This is a genomic window from Shewanella xiamenensis (assembly GCF_024971755.1).
Taxonomy (GTDB): domain Bacteria; phylum Pseudomonadota; class Gammaproteobacteria; order Enterobacterales; family Shewanellaceae; genus Shewanella; species Shewanella xiamenensis.
Map to the genome: position 1 here is coordinate 2,648,384 of NZ_CP079718.1, position 16,628 is coordinate 2,665,011.

At 45.6% G+C, this 16,628-nt stretch carries 11 protein-coding genes; 7 read left to right on the forward strand and 4 right to left on the reverse strand.

Features of this window, described 5'->3' with window-relative positions; translation table 11 throughout:
• Positions 1-125: 125 nt before the first annotated feature.
• From KXJ80_RS12880 to cmoA, 4 genes are all read right to left on the reverse strand, one after another.
• The gene (locus KXJ80_RS12880; protein ID WP_037431654.1) at positions 126-1,028 is read right to left on the reverse strand and encodes a LysR family transcriptional regulator; all 903 of its coding nucleotides are present in this window, start codon (positions 1,026-1,028) and stop codon (positions 126-128) included.
• Positions 1,029-1,242: 214 nt separating this feature from the next.
• Positions 1,243-3,102 (reverse strand): gluzincin family metallopeptidase, encoded by a 1,860-nt coding sequence (locus tag KXJ80_RS12885; RefSeq protein WP_375164137.1) that lies wholly within the window; start codon positions 3,100-3,102, stop codon positions 1,243-1,245.
• A 68-nt stretch (positions 3,103-3,170) separates the two neighbouring features.
• Positions 3,171-4,163, reverse strand: a complete 993-nt coding sequence (cmoB, locus tag KXJ80_RS12890) for a tRNA 5-methoxyuridine(34)/uridine 5-oxyacetic acid(34) synthase CmoB (protein ID WP_037418833.1) — start codon at positions 4,161-4,163, stop codon at positions 3,171-3,173.
• Positions 4,160-4,891, reverse strand: a complete 732-nt coding sequence (gene cmoA, locus KXJ80_RS12895; protein ID WP_037418836.1) for a carboxy-S-adenosyl-L-methionine synthase CmoA — start codon at positions 4,889-4,891, stop codon at positions 4,160-4,162. Before cmoA ends, cmoB begins: the two co-directional genes overlap by 4 nt.
• 150 nt (positions 4,892-5,041) lie before the next feature.
• Here cmoA and KXJ80_RS12900 point away from each other — a divergent pair, with 150 nt between their 5' ends.
• The 7 genes from KXJ80_RS12900 (at position 5,042) to KXJ80_RS12930 (ending at position 16,525) form a co-directional block, all read left to right on the forward strand.
• The gene (locus KXJ80_RS12900) at positions 5,042-7,855 is read left to right on the forward strand and encodes a transporter substrate-binding domain-containing protein (RefSeq protein ID WP_218738506.1); all 2,814 of its coding nucleotides are present in this window, start codon (positions 5,042-5,044) and stop codon (positions 7,853-7,855) included.
• A gap of 184 nt (positions 7,856-8,039) precedes the next feature.
• Positions 8,040-9,815: an aspartate--tRNA ligase gene (aspS, locus tag KXJ80_RS12905; protein ID WP_144345025.1), complete on the forward strand. Its 1,776-nt coding sequence runs from the start codon at positions 8,040-8,042 to the stop codon at positions 9,813-9,815.
• A 216-nt stretch (positions 9,816-10,031) separates the two neighbouring features.
• Positions 10,032-10,778, forward strand: coding sequence for a YebC/PmpR family DNA-binding transcriptional regulator (locus tag KXJ80_RS12910; RefSeq protein WP_011622670.1), 747 nt, complete (start codon positions 10,032-10,034; stop codon positions 10,776-10,778).
• Between the two features lie 190 nt (positions 10,779-10,968).
• Positions 10,969-11,490: a crossover junction endodeoxyribonuclease RuvC gene (ruvC, locus tag KXJ80_RS12915; protein ID WP_037418845.1), complete on the forward strand. Its 522-nt coding sequence runs from the start codon at positions 10,969-10,971 to the stop codon at positions 11,488-11,490.
• Positions 11,487-12,104 carry a Holliday junction branch migration protein RuvA gene (ruvA, locus tag KXJ80_RS12920; protein WP_218738505.1) on the forward strand — a complete coding sequence of 206 codons (618 nt, stop codon included), beginning with the start codon at positions 11,487-11,489 and terminating at the stop codon, positions 12,102-12,104. Before ruvC ends, ruvA begins: the two co-directional genes overlap by 4 nt.
• Before the next feature lie 123 nt (positions 12,105-12,227).
• Positions 12,228-13,232 (forward strand): Holliday junction branch migration DNA helicase RuvB, encoded by a 1,005-nt coding sequence (gene ruvB / locus KXJ80_RS12925; RefSeq protein WP_037418848.1) that lies wholly within the window; start codon positions 12,228-12,230, stop codon positions 13,230-13,232.
• A 785-nt stretch (positions 13,233-14,017) separates the two neighbouring features.
• Positions 14,018-16,525 carry a TonB-dependent receptor gene (locus KXJ80_RS12930; RefSeq protein ID WP_055648357.1) on the forward strand — a complete coding sequence of 836 codons (2,508 nt, stop codon included), beginning with the start codon at positions 14,018-14,020 and terminating at the stop codon, positions 16,523-16,525.
• Positions 16,526-16,628 lie beyond the last annotated feature (103 nt).

Consider the following 16,628-nt stretch of genomic DNA (forward strand, 5'->3'; position numbering starts at 1 on the left):
GCCCATTAAGGCCTATCGCTTAAGCGTGCTCTGTTTGCAAGTTTGTAGCTATAAATCAAATAACAGTGACTCCCTATTACCCAAGCACTCATTTTGCCGTGCTAGAGGAAACAACCTTAGCGCTATCAATCGGTAGTGCTCACACCATGATGCTTTAGGATATAAGAGGCCAGCAGTTTCGAGGCGGGGCCTTGGTGATCGCGGTTGGGTATCACAAGGCTAAGCATTATCCGTCGTTTCTGGCTGCCTTGCAGGTGTAAACGCACCAGTTTACCCGCGGCTAATTCTTCTTGGATAAGGAAGGATGGGATCCAACAAAAACCAATTCCCTGGTTTAAAATAACTTTCGCCTCATGGAAGTTAGATACTGTCCAGCGCTGCTCGGCTTTGAGCCAGCCGATATCAATGTTAGATTGCACGCCCGTGTCTTTGATCACTAATTGCAGATGCTGTGCCAACAGTTTGTCATCATCTAAGGTGCCAATGTCGGCTAAGGGGTGGCTCGGGTGGCAAACCAGATGCAGCTCTTGTTCACATAGAGGCTCGGATAAATAGCCTTTGGGTGGGATGCCTGCACAAATGGCGATATCGACTTTATTCTGCAGGATCAGCTCCTGCGTCCCAGTGATCACTGAATCAAGCATAATAATGCGAGTACCACGGCTATGGGGTAGAAAGTCACTTAGCGCACATACAAGGCTTTCCATCGGATAGACAATTTCACGGGCAATGGTCAGCGTTGGCTCCCAACCTTGCTCAAGATTACTGGCCAATTGCTCTAATTCATTCACAGATTGAGTGACATGGCGTGAACGGCGCAATAATACTTCGCCCTGTGGTGTCAGGTAAGCTTTGCGGCCTCGAACTTCGAGTAGCTCAATTCCCAATTGATGTTGCAACTTGGCGACAGCATGGTTGAGAGACGATTGGCTCTTGTTGAGTTTTTCTGCCGCCTGCGCATAGCCGCCATAATCGACGACAGCCTGTAAAATACGCCATTGCTCAAGGGTGGATTTAGCGCGAGTCATGGAGATCCTAATGTCTAACGACAGTTTTCTAAAAAAACGATAGGTTTAGCCCTATAGTGGCGAGTCATGATCGTTTTTTCAATAGTATCGGTGATTTAATTGGAAGACGATAATCGCGGCGATGTGCAGCGGTATGATTATTACTGACGGTAAGATTACGCATGGATATTGTTTGCTGGTGTGTGCAAATCACCGTTCCCATTGTGTTAAGCTGCTAAAAAGCACAATGGCTAGCGTTAGCGTGCGATCCTAAGACAACGATAATCCTCTGGATAAGCGATGCCGCATCAACGGGATCGCCAATAGTAGCGCGTAGTTGCTCATTTAAGGTGAATGCAGCCTCATTGACTATCAACAGATTAAAAAGCCCAAGTTTATCTTGGCAGTCTTGTGTGGATAAATAGACAAATTTTGCTAATTGCGTTTGCCACAGGGATTGATAATAGCGTGGACCTTCATTAGCGATTGCATTGAAACTATATGCATAGTCAATTGGTTGTTCCCAATTTGCGCCAAAACTCTTACTAAACTCTGCTTGTAGATCGGGATAGCTTTGCTGTTTTAAAGACTGATAAAAATTAAGCGCCACTTTAGCGCGAAACACATTAAGTTGTTTGGTATAGGCCTTGGCGAGTATCTCCCTTGGCGCTATATGTTGAATATCATATTTTGGAAAGAGTGTTTCGTGTAATACATTGGCTAGCCAAAGGCTTGGTAACTGATTTGAATCGAGACTCGGGCCTAAGGTATTGTTTAGATAAAAATGGCTTCCCCGTGCAAGTGCTACAACAGCTTGGGCTAACGCATTGCAAAAACGTTCAATATCTTTGCCACTGTTGAGTGTGGGATTAAGCTCGAGTGCCTGTTGGCCAAACTGTTGGCCAATCACACTTTGTCTGAGGGTATGTTGACTGGCACTGGCATGCCGACTATTTACGTCAAGATACACTTCACCAAGCAAACGATGTTGGTGGTAAACCCGAATGATTTGTTGCTGCCATTGAGCCGCGGTTGATGCAATATGCCCATCTATCACTTCAAAACTCAATCCATACTCACCGAGAATAGCAAAAGCATTATCGAGCACTTCGCCAGTGTGTAAGGAAATCTGTTTGGCATTACTTAGCTGGGATAATTTGCGGCCGACATCCCAAGGTGCGACTCCAATTGATTCAGTTTGGCTGTCGAGAAACTGTTTTACTAACGCAGGAGAATTGAGTTGCTGTTCAGCCAAGCTGTAACTGGCAAAATCGATAAAGTTTGCGTCATTTGCCATTTGTTGACGCAATTCTGCAATACGATGCAATGCGAGTTGGTTATGCTCGCGGGCACGACCTTGATAGGCCTGCCACAGAATTTGCCGACAGTGGCGATCGGGTTGTTTTAAGAGATAACCGACAATCGTGCCGGAAAACGTTGTATTTGATGTTTCTGTGGCGTTGTCGGCTGCATCAACGGCGACATTTTCTGTGTTGGCAGTAGTAACCTCAGTTGGCAGTTGGCATTGGGTTGCTTGAACCGCTAAATGAAATTGTTGACTGCCTAATCCTTGTCGAATAGTGGCTTGTGCTGTGTGCAGTTTGGCCTTATCAAGGGGGGATTGATGCTGACGTAGTAATGCGACTAATTGTTCACCGAATAAGAGTTGATCTTGGGTGAGATGCTCATCATTGCTATGTTTATCAGCCGCATCAGTGAGCTCATCGACAAGTTGGTTGAATGTTGCTTGGCTCAGCAGGTCGTTTAGGATATCGGCAAGGCGCAACTGACATTGCAGTAGTCCTTGGCGTTCTTCGCCCGAGAGAGATAAACCTCGGTAGTAGTTGAGTCTATCATTAATGTTATTAAGCCCTATGGTGTGTTGCTCTAATACCAAGGCTTTATCTGAGAGCATTAAAGTGGGCAAATTATGTGTATTGGCATAGCGGCTAAAGGCGCTAGTCAAGTCAATATTAGGATGACGTAAACACTGTTCCACCAGCAGAGGTACAGGGCTTGGTGCAGCAGAGGCTGCACCAATAGAGGATAATAAACACCAGCCAAACAGGCTAGCCGTAAACAATGTTTTTGGCATAGGCAACGGGGCTGTGACCCTCATGGTATGGGATGACATGGCTTTAACATGCCTAAGTGTATCATGCTCTAGTTCAAATCTTGATTCGGTTGATTTTTCACAGCAATAATCGTTGCGCGTTTTGGCGCAGGGTAACCCTCGATTGTTTTAGTGATATCGTTAGGATCAAGATATTCAACCAGAGATTCATTTGGCATCCAATCGGTTCGGCGCTGCTCGGCAAGGGCAGTAATATCGGTATCGACACAACGTATGTCGGTGAAATCACACTTTTTAAGCCAGAGCATTAGCGCCGCAACGGATGGAATAAACCAAACGTTATTCATTTTGCCATACCTATCTTGCGGGACGAGTACGGCGTTTTCATCACCATCAATCACTAACGTCTCTAATACTAATTCTCCCCCCATACGTAACTGATCGCGTAATTGCAACAAGTGATCAATGGGTGAGCGTCTGTGATACAAGACGCCCATGGAGAATACCGTATCGAAGGCATCCAATGGCGGAAGTTCTTCAATACCAAGTGGTAACAGGTGCACAGGGTGATTCTCACCGCTCAAGCGTTTAACCGCTTCAAATTGGCATAAAAACAGCGGGGAAGGATCGATACCTACGACACGCTTAGCGCCGGCTCCTAACATACGCCACATGTGATAGCCGCTACCGCAACCTACATCGAGTACTGTACGGTTTTGCAGGGGCGAAATATGCGGTTTAACTCGATCCCATTTCCAATCGCTGCGCCATTCGGTGTCGATATGAATGCCGTGAATATGGAATGGACCTTTACGCCAAGGCATAAAGAGCCGCAGTAAATTCTCGAGTTTTTCCTTTTCGCCTGGCGTGAGCTGCTCACCCGTGCCTATCGTGACACTATCAACAAAATCGACTTTATCTGGGCTTGGATAGTGCAGTTTATTAAGCACTTTTTCCCATTTCGGGAGGTTGCCGTGTTTGTGTTCTCTTTGCCATTTACCGAGGATTGCTGGCAAGGTTTCAAGCCAATGTTGTAAATTTGAGTCGGCAATTTGCTGATAAAAGGAACTAAAATTAATCACTTGATGGCCACCATAGAAGCAAAGTTAAAACATTGGAACCATGTACTAAAGTGACTAAACCCTTGGCGAGTTAAGCGCTGTTGATGCGTACTTAAGGTATCTGGTTTCATGACATTTTCCAGCGCACTACGTTTTTGACTGATTTCCAGCTCGCTATAGCCATTGGCTCGTTTAAAGTCGAGATGCAGTTCTTCAAGTACACTTTGAATTGGCGCATCATCAAAGCGGATTTTTTCCGAGAGTACTAAGATCCCTCCTGGATTTAAGCCTTGATAAATCTTGGCGATAAGTGACTCTCTGTCCTCGGGAGGTAAAAATTGTAGCGTAAAGTTGAGCACCACTAAGGAGGCGTTTTCGATGTGAATATCGCGAATATCACCGCAGATCAGCTCAACTTCAGTATCACTGACATAGGCATTGAGGTTTTCTTGGCAGCGCGTCACCATAGACTCACTATTGTCTACGGCAACAATTCGGCAGTCACGGCCTTGGATCTGGCGGCGAATGCTCAATGTTGCTGCGCCTAAAGAGCATCCTAAGTCGTAAATCTGGGTATTAGGTTTAACAAAACGATCCGCAAAATCGCCGATAGTATTGATAATTTGGGTGTAACCAGGCACTGAGCGGCGGATCATGTCACTAAAGACACCCGCAACACGGCTATCAAACTGGAAATCGCTAATGTGCTCGCTCGCTTGAGCGTAGATAGTATCTTGGGAAGCGTTCATTTGGGAATGTCTCGAAAGTTCAACCCCGCATTTTAACGAATCCCGTTCACTAGCAGCAAGTCTCGGGCTAGTAATTTGCCAGAAATTTCTGTCTAATATGCGATAAATAACAAAGTATTTACATTGTACATCAGGTACTAGGGACCCCAGTTGAAGTTAGTGTTCCAGCTTATTGTGATCCTGTGTTGTGTTTTTTCGAACAACACAGTTAATGCCAGTCAAGGACCGACTGATTCGCTTATCGTGGTGATGGGGGAAGACAGCTTTCCCTATCAATTTGTGGATAACGAGGGCGAAGCCTCGGGGTTACTAGTCGATCTTTGGAAGGAGTGGGGTAAACGTACCGATACCTCACTTGTTTTTGTTGCGAGACACTGGAATGAATCCCTCGCACAGTTACAACAGGGAAACGCCCAAGTGCATATTGGCATGGGTAAAACCCCGGAGCGTGAACAACTATTTGATTTTGCCGATCCGATTGCTGATGTTCGCACCTATTTGTATTTACATAAATCCTTGCAGGGCAAAAAAAACATTAAAGAATTGGTGCCTTACCAGATTGGAATTGTGTCCGGTTCTTCCCATGAAGCGGAATTACGCCGTATCGAACCTGCGTTAGTATTTAAATATTATGAAAGCCGTGAAAAGCTACTTGCAGGTGTGGCGGCGGGTGACACTGTGGTGTTTGCTGGGCTCGACGGTTATCTTCGCGACCCTTCCTCTAACCAAACGATCGCAGCAAATTTTCCTCTCAATATTCGTATCCCCATTAAAGCGATGCAATTTGTGCCTGCGGTGATGAAGCACAATACCGCCTTACTGAATAAAATTAAGGCGGGCTTTAATGCTCTTGACCCTAAATTTATCCAACAAACTGAGCGTCGCTGGTTGGGTTACCACGGCCAAAAAGCGGGACTGATAGTCGCGATGCAACTGGGGGTTGAGCCTTTTGTTGATTTAGGTGTTGATGGTTTACCCCATGGTTTTTATGTGGATCTTTGGCGACTATGGTCGGCTAAAACGGGGATTGATGTCGATTTTATCTCAGGCGATATGAACGGCAGTGTTAACGATGTACGTCAAGGGTTAGCCGATGCTCATATTGGTTATCCAGAGAGTGATGACATGAAAACGGGGTTAACTCGCGCGTGGCACTTGTATACGGTAAAGAGTCGACTGTTTTTGTATCAACAGCAATTAACTGATTTACATCGCTTAAAAGGTAAACGTATTGGTGTTGTGCCAACGGCGCCATATTTAGTCCAGTTACGCAAAGCACTGCCGGATGTGTCATTGCGTTACTATGACAGTATGGATGCGATGGTCGCCGGTGCAAGAGCGGGGGAGATTGTTGGGTTTGTTGCTGCGGGAGCATGGACTACCCATTATCTTCTGCAAAACAAAGCATGGGCCGATTTTAATCAATACCCTGAGCTGGAATTTCCTACCGATATCTATGTATTAACTCGAAGCGATGATCCTGGACTGACTCAACGGATCAGCAATGGATTTCACAGCATTAGCATGCAGGAATTTGCTGATGTTGAACAAAAATGGATGCTTAACCCTAAAGACCGTATTTTTAATCAGGCAGGCTTACGCAGTATCCAACTCTCAAGCAGTGAACAAAACTATCTTTCACAATTGGGTGAACTCAAACTGGGTTATCTTAAGCAGTGGCCGCCCATGGAATTTAGCGATGAACAAGGCCAATTCGCGGGCATTAATAGTGATATCGTAAATATGTTCGCCCAGCAATTGCATCTTAAGATCCAACCCGTTGCGTTTGATGATTGGCAGTCGCTTATTCGCGCATTGCGAACAGGAGAGATTGCACTGGCGGGCAGTATTGCTAAAACCGCTGAGCGGCAACAGCATGTAGTTTTTAGTGATGCCTATTGGCCATCGCCATGGGGGCTAGTATCGCAGCTTGAACAAGTCTCTGTTTTTAATTTGGCACAATTGGCAGGTCAGAGAGTGGCCGTGGTTGAAGGCTATCATCTTGTCGCTCAACTAATGATGCTACAACCTTCGCTGAAGCTCGTGTTGGTACCCGATACGCACTCAGGGCTTTTAGCGGTAAATGAAGGTAATGCCGATGTGTTTATTGATAAGGTGGTGACGCTAGCCTCTGAGTTAAAAACGGGCCAGTATCCTTTACTTAAAATGTCACTCTTAAGCGATTTAGCCGATCAACATAGTCATTTTGGCATAAACCCGCAATTTACCCCATTGGCACCATTAATCAACCGAGTATTAGCGCAGATCGATCAGCAAAAGCAGCAACAAATCTATTCCCATTGGGTGAATTTCGCGATTGCCACTGACGATGGGCAATACTTGCGTTGGATCCGCTATTTATTGCTTGGAGCGTTGAGTTTATCGGTGGTGATGATCGCGGTATTAGTGGTTAATCGTCGTCTAAATCGTGAGATCACGCGCCGTATTGCGGCGGAAAAACGTCTGCAATATGTTGCGAGCCATGATGCATTAACCCAGTTACCTAATCGAGGCTTACTCGATGATCGATTATCGCAGGCACTATTAGCCCATCGTCGCGATCAGAGCCATTTTGCGCTGCTGTTTATTGATTTAGATGGATTCAAACAAATCAATGATCAGCATGGACATCCAATAGGTGATGCCTTGCTTCTACGGGTGGCGGGATTACTGACGCAAGCCGTTCGCCATTCTGATACTGTGGCTCGATTTGGCGGCGATGAGTTTGTTATCCTGCTAAATCGTGTGCAAGATCTCGATGCCGCGACCCAAGTTGCTGATAATATTCTGCACTCGCTTTCATCGCCCTTCACTTTTGAAGGCGTAAAGGTAGAAATTGCTGTGAGTATCGGTGTGGTGATTTATCCCCGCGATGGTGATACGGCGATTGAATTATTAAAAAAAGCGGATCAATTAATGTATCAAGCCAAAACGGCGGGTGGGCGTTGCTACCGCGTGGCTTGATGTTTTTTTGTACGTTTATGCATAGATAGTGCGTTCGCCTCTAGTCAAGGGCGTAAAACTGTTTGATACTTCACCGCCTAAAAGTGAAGTACTTTGGTAATCGGCATTATTTGACTATAATGCCGCTTTTATCTCGTTTTGATTATTTCCAAAGCACCGGTTTCCGGATAAAGGATAGAGTTAGATGCGCAGTCATTATTGTGGAGACGTCAATAAGTCTCACGTTGGACAAGAAGTTACCTTGGTAGGTTGGGTTAATCGTAGCCGTGATTTGGGTGGCGTTGTCTTTTTAGATTTAAGAGACAGAGAAGGTCTGGTCCAAGTGGTTTACGATCCAGATTTACCTGAAGTGTTCAATGTGGCTAGCACACTGCGCGCTGAGTTTTGTGTGCAGGTAAAAGGCGTGGTTCGTGCACGTCCTGATAGCCAAGTTAACGCACAAATGAAAACTGGCGAAATTGAAGTGTTGGGTAAAGCACTAACTATTATCAACAGTTCTGAGCCACTGCCGCTGAGCTTAGATAACTATCAAAACAACAGTGAAGAGCAGCGTTTAAAATATCGTTATTTAGATTTACGTCGCCCAGAAATGGCACAGCGGTTAATGTTCCGCGCGAAAGTGACCAGTGCAGTGCGTCGTTTCCTCGACTCAAACGGTTTCTTAGATATTGAAACGCCGATCCTGACCAAGGCAACGCCAGAAGGCGCGCGCGATTACTTAGTGCCAAGCCGCACTTACAAGGGCCAATTCTTCGCACTGCCACAATCACCACAGCTATTTAAACAGCTGCTGATGATGTCAGGTTTTGACCGTTACTATCAAATCGTAAAATGCTTCCGTGATGAAGACTTACGTGCTGACCGTCAGCCAGAATTTACTCAAATCGATATCGAAACCTCATTTATGACGTCTGAGCAGGTAATGGCTAAGACTGAAGAAATGATGCGTGGCCTGTTCCTTGAGATGCTGAACGTCGATTTAGGCGAATTCCCACGCATGACCTACAACGAAGCCATGCGTCGTTTCGGTTCAGATAAGCCCGATTTACGTAACCCATTAGAGCTGGTGGACGTGGCTGACTTGCTCAAAGAAGTAGAATTTGCAGTATTCTCAGGTCCTGCCAATGATGAAGAAGGCCGTGTTGCGGCGCTGCGTATTCCTGGTGGCGCGAGCTTATCCCGTAAGCAAATCGATGATTATACTAAGTTTGTGGGTATCTACGGTGCTAAAGGTTTAGCGTGGATGAAGCTAAACGATCTGACTCAAGGGTTAGAAGGCATCCAATCGCCTGTGCTGAAGTTCTTGAACGAAGGCATTGTGAACGAAATCATCAGCCGCACTGGCGCACAAACTGGCGATATTATCCTGTTTGGTGCAGACCAAGCGACCGTGGTTGCCGAATCTATGGGCGCACTGCGTCTTAAAGCCGGTGAAGACTTTAATCTGCTTGAAGGTCAATGGCGTCCATTGTGGGTGGTTGACTTCCCAATGTTTGAGAAGATCAACGGTAGCTTCCACGCGGTTCACCATCCGTTTACTGCGCCACGCGGCGTGACACCACAAGAGCTGGAAGCCAATCCGGCTAACCGTGTGTCCGATGCCTACGACATGGTATTAAACGGCTGTGAATTAGGTGGTGGTTCGGTACGTATCCACAACCAAGAGATGCAGTCTGCGGTATTCCGCATTCTGGGCATTACCGATGAAGAAGCGAAAGAGAAATTCGGCTTCTTACTCGAAGCGCTACGCTACGGTACGCCACCACATGCAGGTTTAGCCTTTGGTTTAGACCGCATCATCATGCTGATGACGGGCGCAAGCTCAATCCGTGATGTGATGGCATTCCCGAAAACCACCACAGCGGCGTGCCCATTAACCAATGCGCCAGGTTTTGCTAATCCACAACAATTAGCTGAACTAGGTATTTCCGTGGTGAAAGCCGCGAAGACTGAAGACTAATCTTTAGTGATTATCGAGTACCGAGGCGCAAGCCTCGGTCTATTTTTACCCCGTCATTTCATTTCTTATCAATATCTGCGTTATCGACGTCACTGAACTTGCCGTCATTCACTGTGTAAAGGAACATTGAGTAAAGGCGCCTTATTCGAGGCACCGTCAAGGTTACCTTAGGCTATTGATAAGATGTGCAATGGCTACATGTAGAGGAGAACTCCCATGGCTGGTCATAGTAAGTGGGCCAATATTAAGCACCGCAAAGCAGCGCAAGATGCCAAGCGCGGTAAACTCTTTACCAAATTTATCCGTGAGTTAACGGTTTCAGCCCGCGAAGGCGGCTCAGATCCCGATTCAAATCCGCGTCTGCGAATCGCCATCGATAAGGCGCTGGGTGGCAATATGACCCGCGATACCATTGAGCGCGCGATTAAGCGCGGTGCTGGCGAGCTTGAAGGTCAGCAGCTTGAAACCATTATTTACGAAGGTTACGGCCCAGGCGGCACCGCGGTGATGGTGGAAACCATGACAGATAACCGTAACCGTACCGTCAGCGGCGTACGTAATGCCTTTAGCAAATCGGGCGGTAACTTAGGTACCGATGGTTCGGTTGCCTATTTGTTCACTAAACGCGGAGTATTGTCCTATGCGCCTGGCACCGATGAAGATGCCTTGATGGATGCGGCGCTGGAAGCGGGCGCTGAAGATGTGGTGAGTTACGATGATGGCGCGATTGATGTATTTACTGAACCGACCGAGTTTTATGGGGTGAAAGATGCCCTCGATGCCGCAGGGTTTGTCAGTGATAACGCCGAAATCGCGATGATAGCCTCGACCAAAGCCGAGTTAGATGCCGAGACTGCCGAGAAGTTTATGCGCCTTATCGATACCCTCGAAGAGCACGATGATGTGCAAGAGGTGTATCATAATGCCGAAATTTCTGATGAGATTATGGAAAGTTTGGGTTAAGCCAACTTGGGGAGGTACAAGTGTTTGCAAGCTAGATGCTGAGTAAAAGACAACGTGTCTCCTTTGGTTGAATGAACGCGAGCAGGTTTTGAGTGGTTCTTTAATGGTTCTTTAATCAGTCATGATTTGGTTGAGGCGCTGTTAAGACGCAAATCGACCGATTTACGTAAGGCGCACGCATAAGGAAACAATGGCAATTATTTTAGGTGTAGACCCAGGTTCGCGGATCACAGGTTACGGTGTTATCCAATGCCAAGGGCGACAGCAACTTTATTTAGGCAGTGGCTGCATTCGTACCTCGGGTGATGATTTGCCGTTAAGATTAAAGCAGATCTTTGATGGGATCAGTGAAATTATTCGCCAATATCAACCCGATGAGTTTGCGATTGAGCGGGTATTTTTGGCTAAAAATGCCGACTCAGCCTTGAAATTGGGTCAAGCCCGTGGCGCAGCAATTGTCGCAGCAACCGTGGCGAATTTACCTGTTGCAGAATACAGCGCAACACAGATAAAAAATGCGGTGGTAGGGACGGGACGTGCCAAGAAAGAGCAGGTTCAACATATGATCCAGCAATTGCTAAAGCTCCCAGCTGCACCACAGGCAGACGCCGCGGATGCGCTTGGCGTTGCAGTATGTCATTATCACACCAATCAAAGTTTGGTTGCCTTAAGCGGCCGAGCGACAACGAGAACATATGGACGGTACAGATGATAGGTCGTTTACGTGGCGTATTAATTGAAAAACAAGCGCCAGAGGTGTTGATTGATGTGAATGGGGTCGGTTACGAATTACAAATGCCGCTGACCAGCTTTTATGAGCTCCCAGAGCTCAATCAACCGACCACGGTTTATACCCATTTTGTGGTGCGTGAAGATGCCCAGCTGCTGTATGGTTTTATCACCAAACAAGAGCGTTCACTGTTTCGCTTATTGATTAAGGCTAACGGTGTTGGCCCAAAACTCGCATTAACAATTCTTTCTGGCATGACGGCCAGTGAATTTGTGGGCTGTGTTGAGCGCGATGATATAGTGACACTGGTAAAATTACCCGGTGTTGGTAAAAAGACCGCCGAGCGGTTATTGGTAGAAATGCGCGATAAACTCAAGACTCTGATGGAGGCGTCAGAGGGCTCCGAGCGTGAGTTTGTACTGCAGTCGAATTATTCACCTGCACCTATGGTCAACAGTGCTGAAGAGGATGCCATTTCAGCGTTGATCTCCCTCGGCTATAAACCGCCACAGGCGAGCAAAGCGGTTTCAGCAGCCTTTAAAGAAGGCATGGACAGTGAGACCTTAATTAAGGCCGCGTTAAAATCGATGCTCTAATGCATGGTTTTGATTGAGGCAGTTTATTGCGGTGCGCGATTTTTGCAGCCAAGCAGGCTGCAACTGCAGCAAAATAGCAAGTGCCGTATGTCAAGAATGCAATGCGGTAACAGGAATAGGTAAATGATTGAAGCAGATAGACTGATACAGCCACAGCTGCAAGGTCAAGATGATGTTATCGATAGGGCAATGCGCCCTAAATTGCTCGATGAATACACTGGGCAGGATGATACGCGCGCTCAATTAAAGGTATTCATTCAAGCGGCCAAGAATCGCGAAGAAGCCTTAGATCATATGTTGATATACGGTCCGCCAGGTTTAGGTAAAACCACCTTGGCGATGATTGTTGCCAATGAAATGGGCGTGAATATCAAATCGACCTCGGGTCCCGTGCTGGAAAAAGCCGGGGATTTAGCGGCGCTGCTGACTAACCTCGAAGCAGGTGATGTACTCTTCATCGATGAAATCCATCGATTAAGTCCAGTGGTTGAGGAGATCTTGTATCCGGCGATGGAAGACTATCAACTGGATATCATGATAGGTGAAGGACCTGCGGCGCGTTCCATTAAGCTCGATTTACCACCTTTTACTTTAGTCGGCGCGACCACGCGGGCGGGGGCCTTAACCTCTCCGCTAAGGGCGCGTTTTGGCATTCCATTGCGACTTGAGTTTTATAATGTCAAAGATTTAAGCACCATTGTGACCCGTTCTGCCCAAGTGATGGGATTAGCCATTGATAGTGAGGGCGCAACTGAAATTGCCAAACGTTCGCGCGGTACACCAAGGATTGCCAATCGATTACTCCGGCGGGTGCGTGATTATGCTGAAGTGCAACACGATGGTGCTGTGACTCAACATGTTGCTGAGCTGGCGCTCAATTTACTCGATGTCGATGGCGAAGGCTTCGATTATATGGACCGCAAATTGTTGCTCGCGATTATCGATAAGTTTATGGGCGGCCCAGTGGGCCTTGATAACCTTGCGGCAGCAATTGGTGAGGAGCGCGAAACCATTGAAGATGTGCTCGAACCTTTCCTTATTCAACAAGGTTTTATCCAACGCACTCCCCGTGGCAGGATCGCAACGGCCAGAGCGTATTTACACTTTGGAATGATAAAACCAGAGTGATCGCTAAATAGTGTTATCTATTGCTTAATATAAAAGCGACTTAGGTCGCTTTTATATTTTTTGAATAGAAATAGATGAAAGCTGGATTTAATTTAATCCTTATTGTTTTTATTAGCTTTTTACGTAATCTCTGCTAGTAATTTAAGTGCTGCGTTATTGAGTGTTGTTTGATCGTATATCATCTATCTTCTTCGTATTTTCGTTATCTTAATGCATTTTTGTCCCTTAACGATTGACCCAATAGCAAATTAGTTCTCAATTTTTAAATTGACAACCAATTGTTGCGTTTATGTTTAAATTTTCCTGGGTTTGCATAAAAACCACATATTATTCATTTTGTATCTACTAACTCACCAAAACCACTTATGTTTTCTCAATTCTTAGTATTGCAAAGATTGCTAATATGCATATTTTCTCATAATTAATCGATACATTATTCTGTGCGCAAGACGGTTTACCTTTGGTAAAGTGTGATGTGTGTCACACTTTTGAAGTGTTTAAATGTTTTTAAAATGTTGCGTTGGTAACAGTTTTTGTGCCTGTTTTATATCGGTTATGCTGGTGTTTTATGCTGAATAAATCTAAAAGAAAGTGCGCACGATCTTTTTGAAACAAATAAAAAACAAAGTAACTAAATAAATTAAACATTTTGATTTTTAAAGTTAAAAAAATGAACGTTGACTGAATGAAAGTGAATCCTCAGTATCAAGCGCAACAGTCGTACAGCAATAGTTGTACATACTGTAAGCATAAAAATAATAGTAAGATCTAGGGAGCATTCATTCATGATTAAAAGAACCAAAGTTGCGTCGGCTATCAATTTAGCTGTCGTTAGCTCAATTGCTGCTGGTACCTTCGTGGTATCAAGCGCATTTGCAGCTGAAGAGACTGCAAAAGTCGAGCGTATTGAAGTCACGGGTTCACGTATTCAACGTCAAGATATGGAAACAGCTTCTCCTGTTACCGTTATTGATGCTGCTGCAATCAAAGCCGAAGGCTTTACCTCTGTAGACCAAATGCTACAAGTACAAACCTCAATGGCAGGTGCTGCGGTAGGTTCAACCACTAACAACGGTGCTGATGGTGTTGCCCAAGTTGACTTACGTGGTATGGGCTCGCAACGTACTCTCGTACTATTAAATGGCCGTCGCATGGTGAACTCAGGTTCAGGCGCTAACAGTTCTGTGGATTTAAACTCTATCCCTGTTGCGATGATCGCTCGCGTTGAAATCCTGAAAGACGGTGCTTCAGCGGTATACGGTTCTGATGCGATTGCTGGTGTAGTGAACATCATCACCAAAAAAGATTTTGAAGGTTTCCAATTAGACTTCAACGGTAGCGGCACCGACAAGGGTGACGGCGAAAACGGTGATGTGAGCGCACTGTATGGCTTTAACACCGATGGTGGTAACTATACATTTGGTGCAGCATATGCAGACCGTCGTGGTGTAATCCAAGGTGACCGCGATTGGACTGAGCCAGGTGCAAGTTCTTATATCCCAACAGGCACCTTAGGCGGTAAAGTTCAAGATGCAAATGGCAACTGGGTTGACCGTACTTATGGTTATGATTTTACACAAGATAGTTACTATCAAACTCCAAATGAGCGTCGTAGTTTATTTGCAAACATGACCCAAGAGTTAGGTAATGATGTGGTATTAACTGCTGACGCTATCTACACTAACCGTCGATCTAATCAGCAAATGGCCGCACAACCTGCTGAAGTTTTCTTAGATGTTTGTAAAACGGCAGGTCAAAAGGATTGTTTAACCCTTGATCAAGCAATGATCGCCGGTGGTATCACTGCAAATAAAGATGATCAAGTTAGTTACCGTCGCCGTACTAATGACGTTGGTCCACGTATTTACACTCAAGATACTGATACTTGGCGTTTATCTGGTGGTTTAGCGGGTACTCTAGATGTACATACTGGTATGAACTGGGATGTGACTTACACCTATGGTAAGAACCAAGCTAAAACCGCAGTAGAAAACTCAATCAACGGTTCTGATATGAAAGCTTCAGTGCTGGCAAATCAAGCTGCATGGTTCAGTGGTGCTCCATTAACTCAGCAAATGATTGACGCGATTAGCTACACTGAAGAAGCTAAAGGGGGTAACGAGCAACAAACGCTATCTGCTGGCTTAAACGGTGAGTTATTCGACTTGAGTGCAGGTGCTGTAGGTTTCGCTATCGGTGCTGAGTACCGTCGTGAAAGTGGTTTCTACACGCCAGACGAAGTGGTTATCGCTGGTGAAAGTACTTCAGCTCAGCAAGACCCAACTAACGGTAACTACAACGTAGTATCTTTCTTCCAAGAAGTGAGCGTACCATTTACGGAAAAACTGACAGGTGAATTCGCGCTGCGTTTAGACGATTACTCAACCTTCGGTAAAGCGACTACTTGGAAAGTTGGTTTAACTTACACTGCGACTGATGAATTGATGGTTCGTACTGTGGCTGCTACGGGCTTCCGTGCACCAAGCGTTGCAGAATTGTATGGTGGTAACTCTGGTTCATTTGATTACTTAACGGATCCATGGGGTAATATTAAGGATGCACAGATCCTTGTAAACCGTACTTCAGATCCAAACCTGAAGCCAGAAGAGTCAGAGTCATATACTGCTGGTTTAGTGTACTCTCCTAGCTATATCGACGGTATGTCTGTGACATTAGACTACTGGCGTTTCAAGGTAAGTGATGCAATTGCTCGCGCTAATACTCAAGACGGTTTAGATGCGTGTTTCGCGGGAGATACAGCAGCTTGTGACAAGTTTAATATTGGTGCCGGTGGCGATTTAACCAATCTGTCAAATGCGCTGACAAACGTAGGCTCTCAAGATACAAGCGGTATTGACTTTAACTTAGCCTATAGCTTTGAGTTAATTGGTTTAGATTGGAAAGTAAGCAACGATACAACCTACTTAGTGCAATTCGAGCAGGACGGTGTTGATTACACTGGCACTATTGACGGTAACTTCGGTGCATACTCTCGCGTACGTAACAACTTCAGCATCAGTGCTGGTCAAGACGATTGGAGTGTCATGTACTTCAACCGTTACATTGGTGATATGCGTGATCTTGAAGGTGGTAACAAAGTGGGTGATATCGTTTATCATAACATTTCTGGTACCTATCACGTTAACGACAGCACTGCAGTTAGCTTAGGTGTGAAGAACTTTACCGATGAAAAACCATTGACTGTATCTAACGGTAGTGATGGTGGTACTGTTCCAGAAGTTTACGACACTATCGGCCGTACCATTTACGGCGGTGTGACTGTTAAGTTCTAATTTTAATTTGAACCCACTCTAAAAAGCGCCTTCGGGCGCTTTTTTGTTTTTAGCCCAAAACCACCTACTTCAGTAGGTGGTTATCATCATTTGAGGCTTTGCC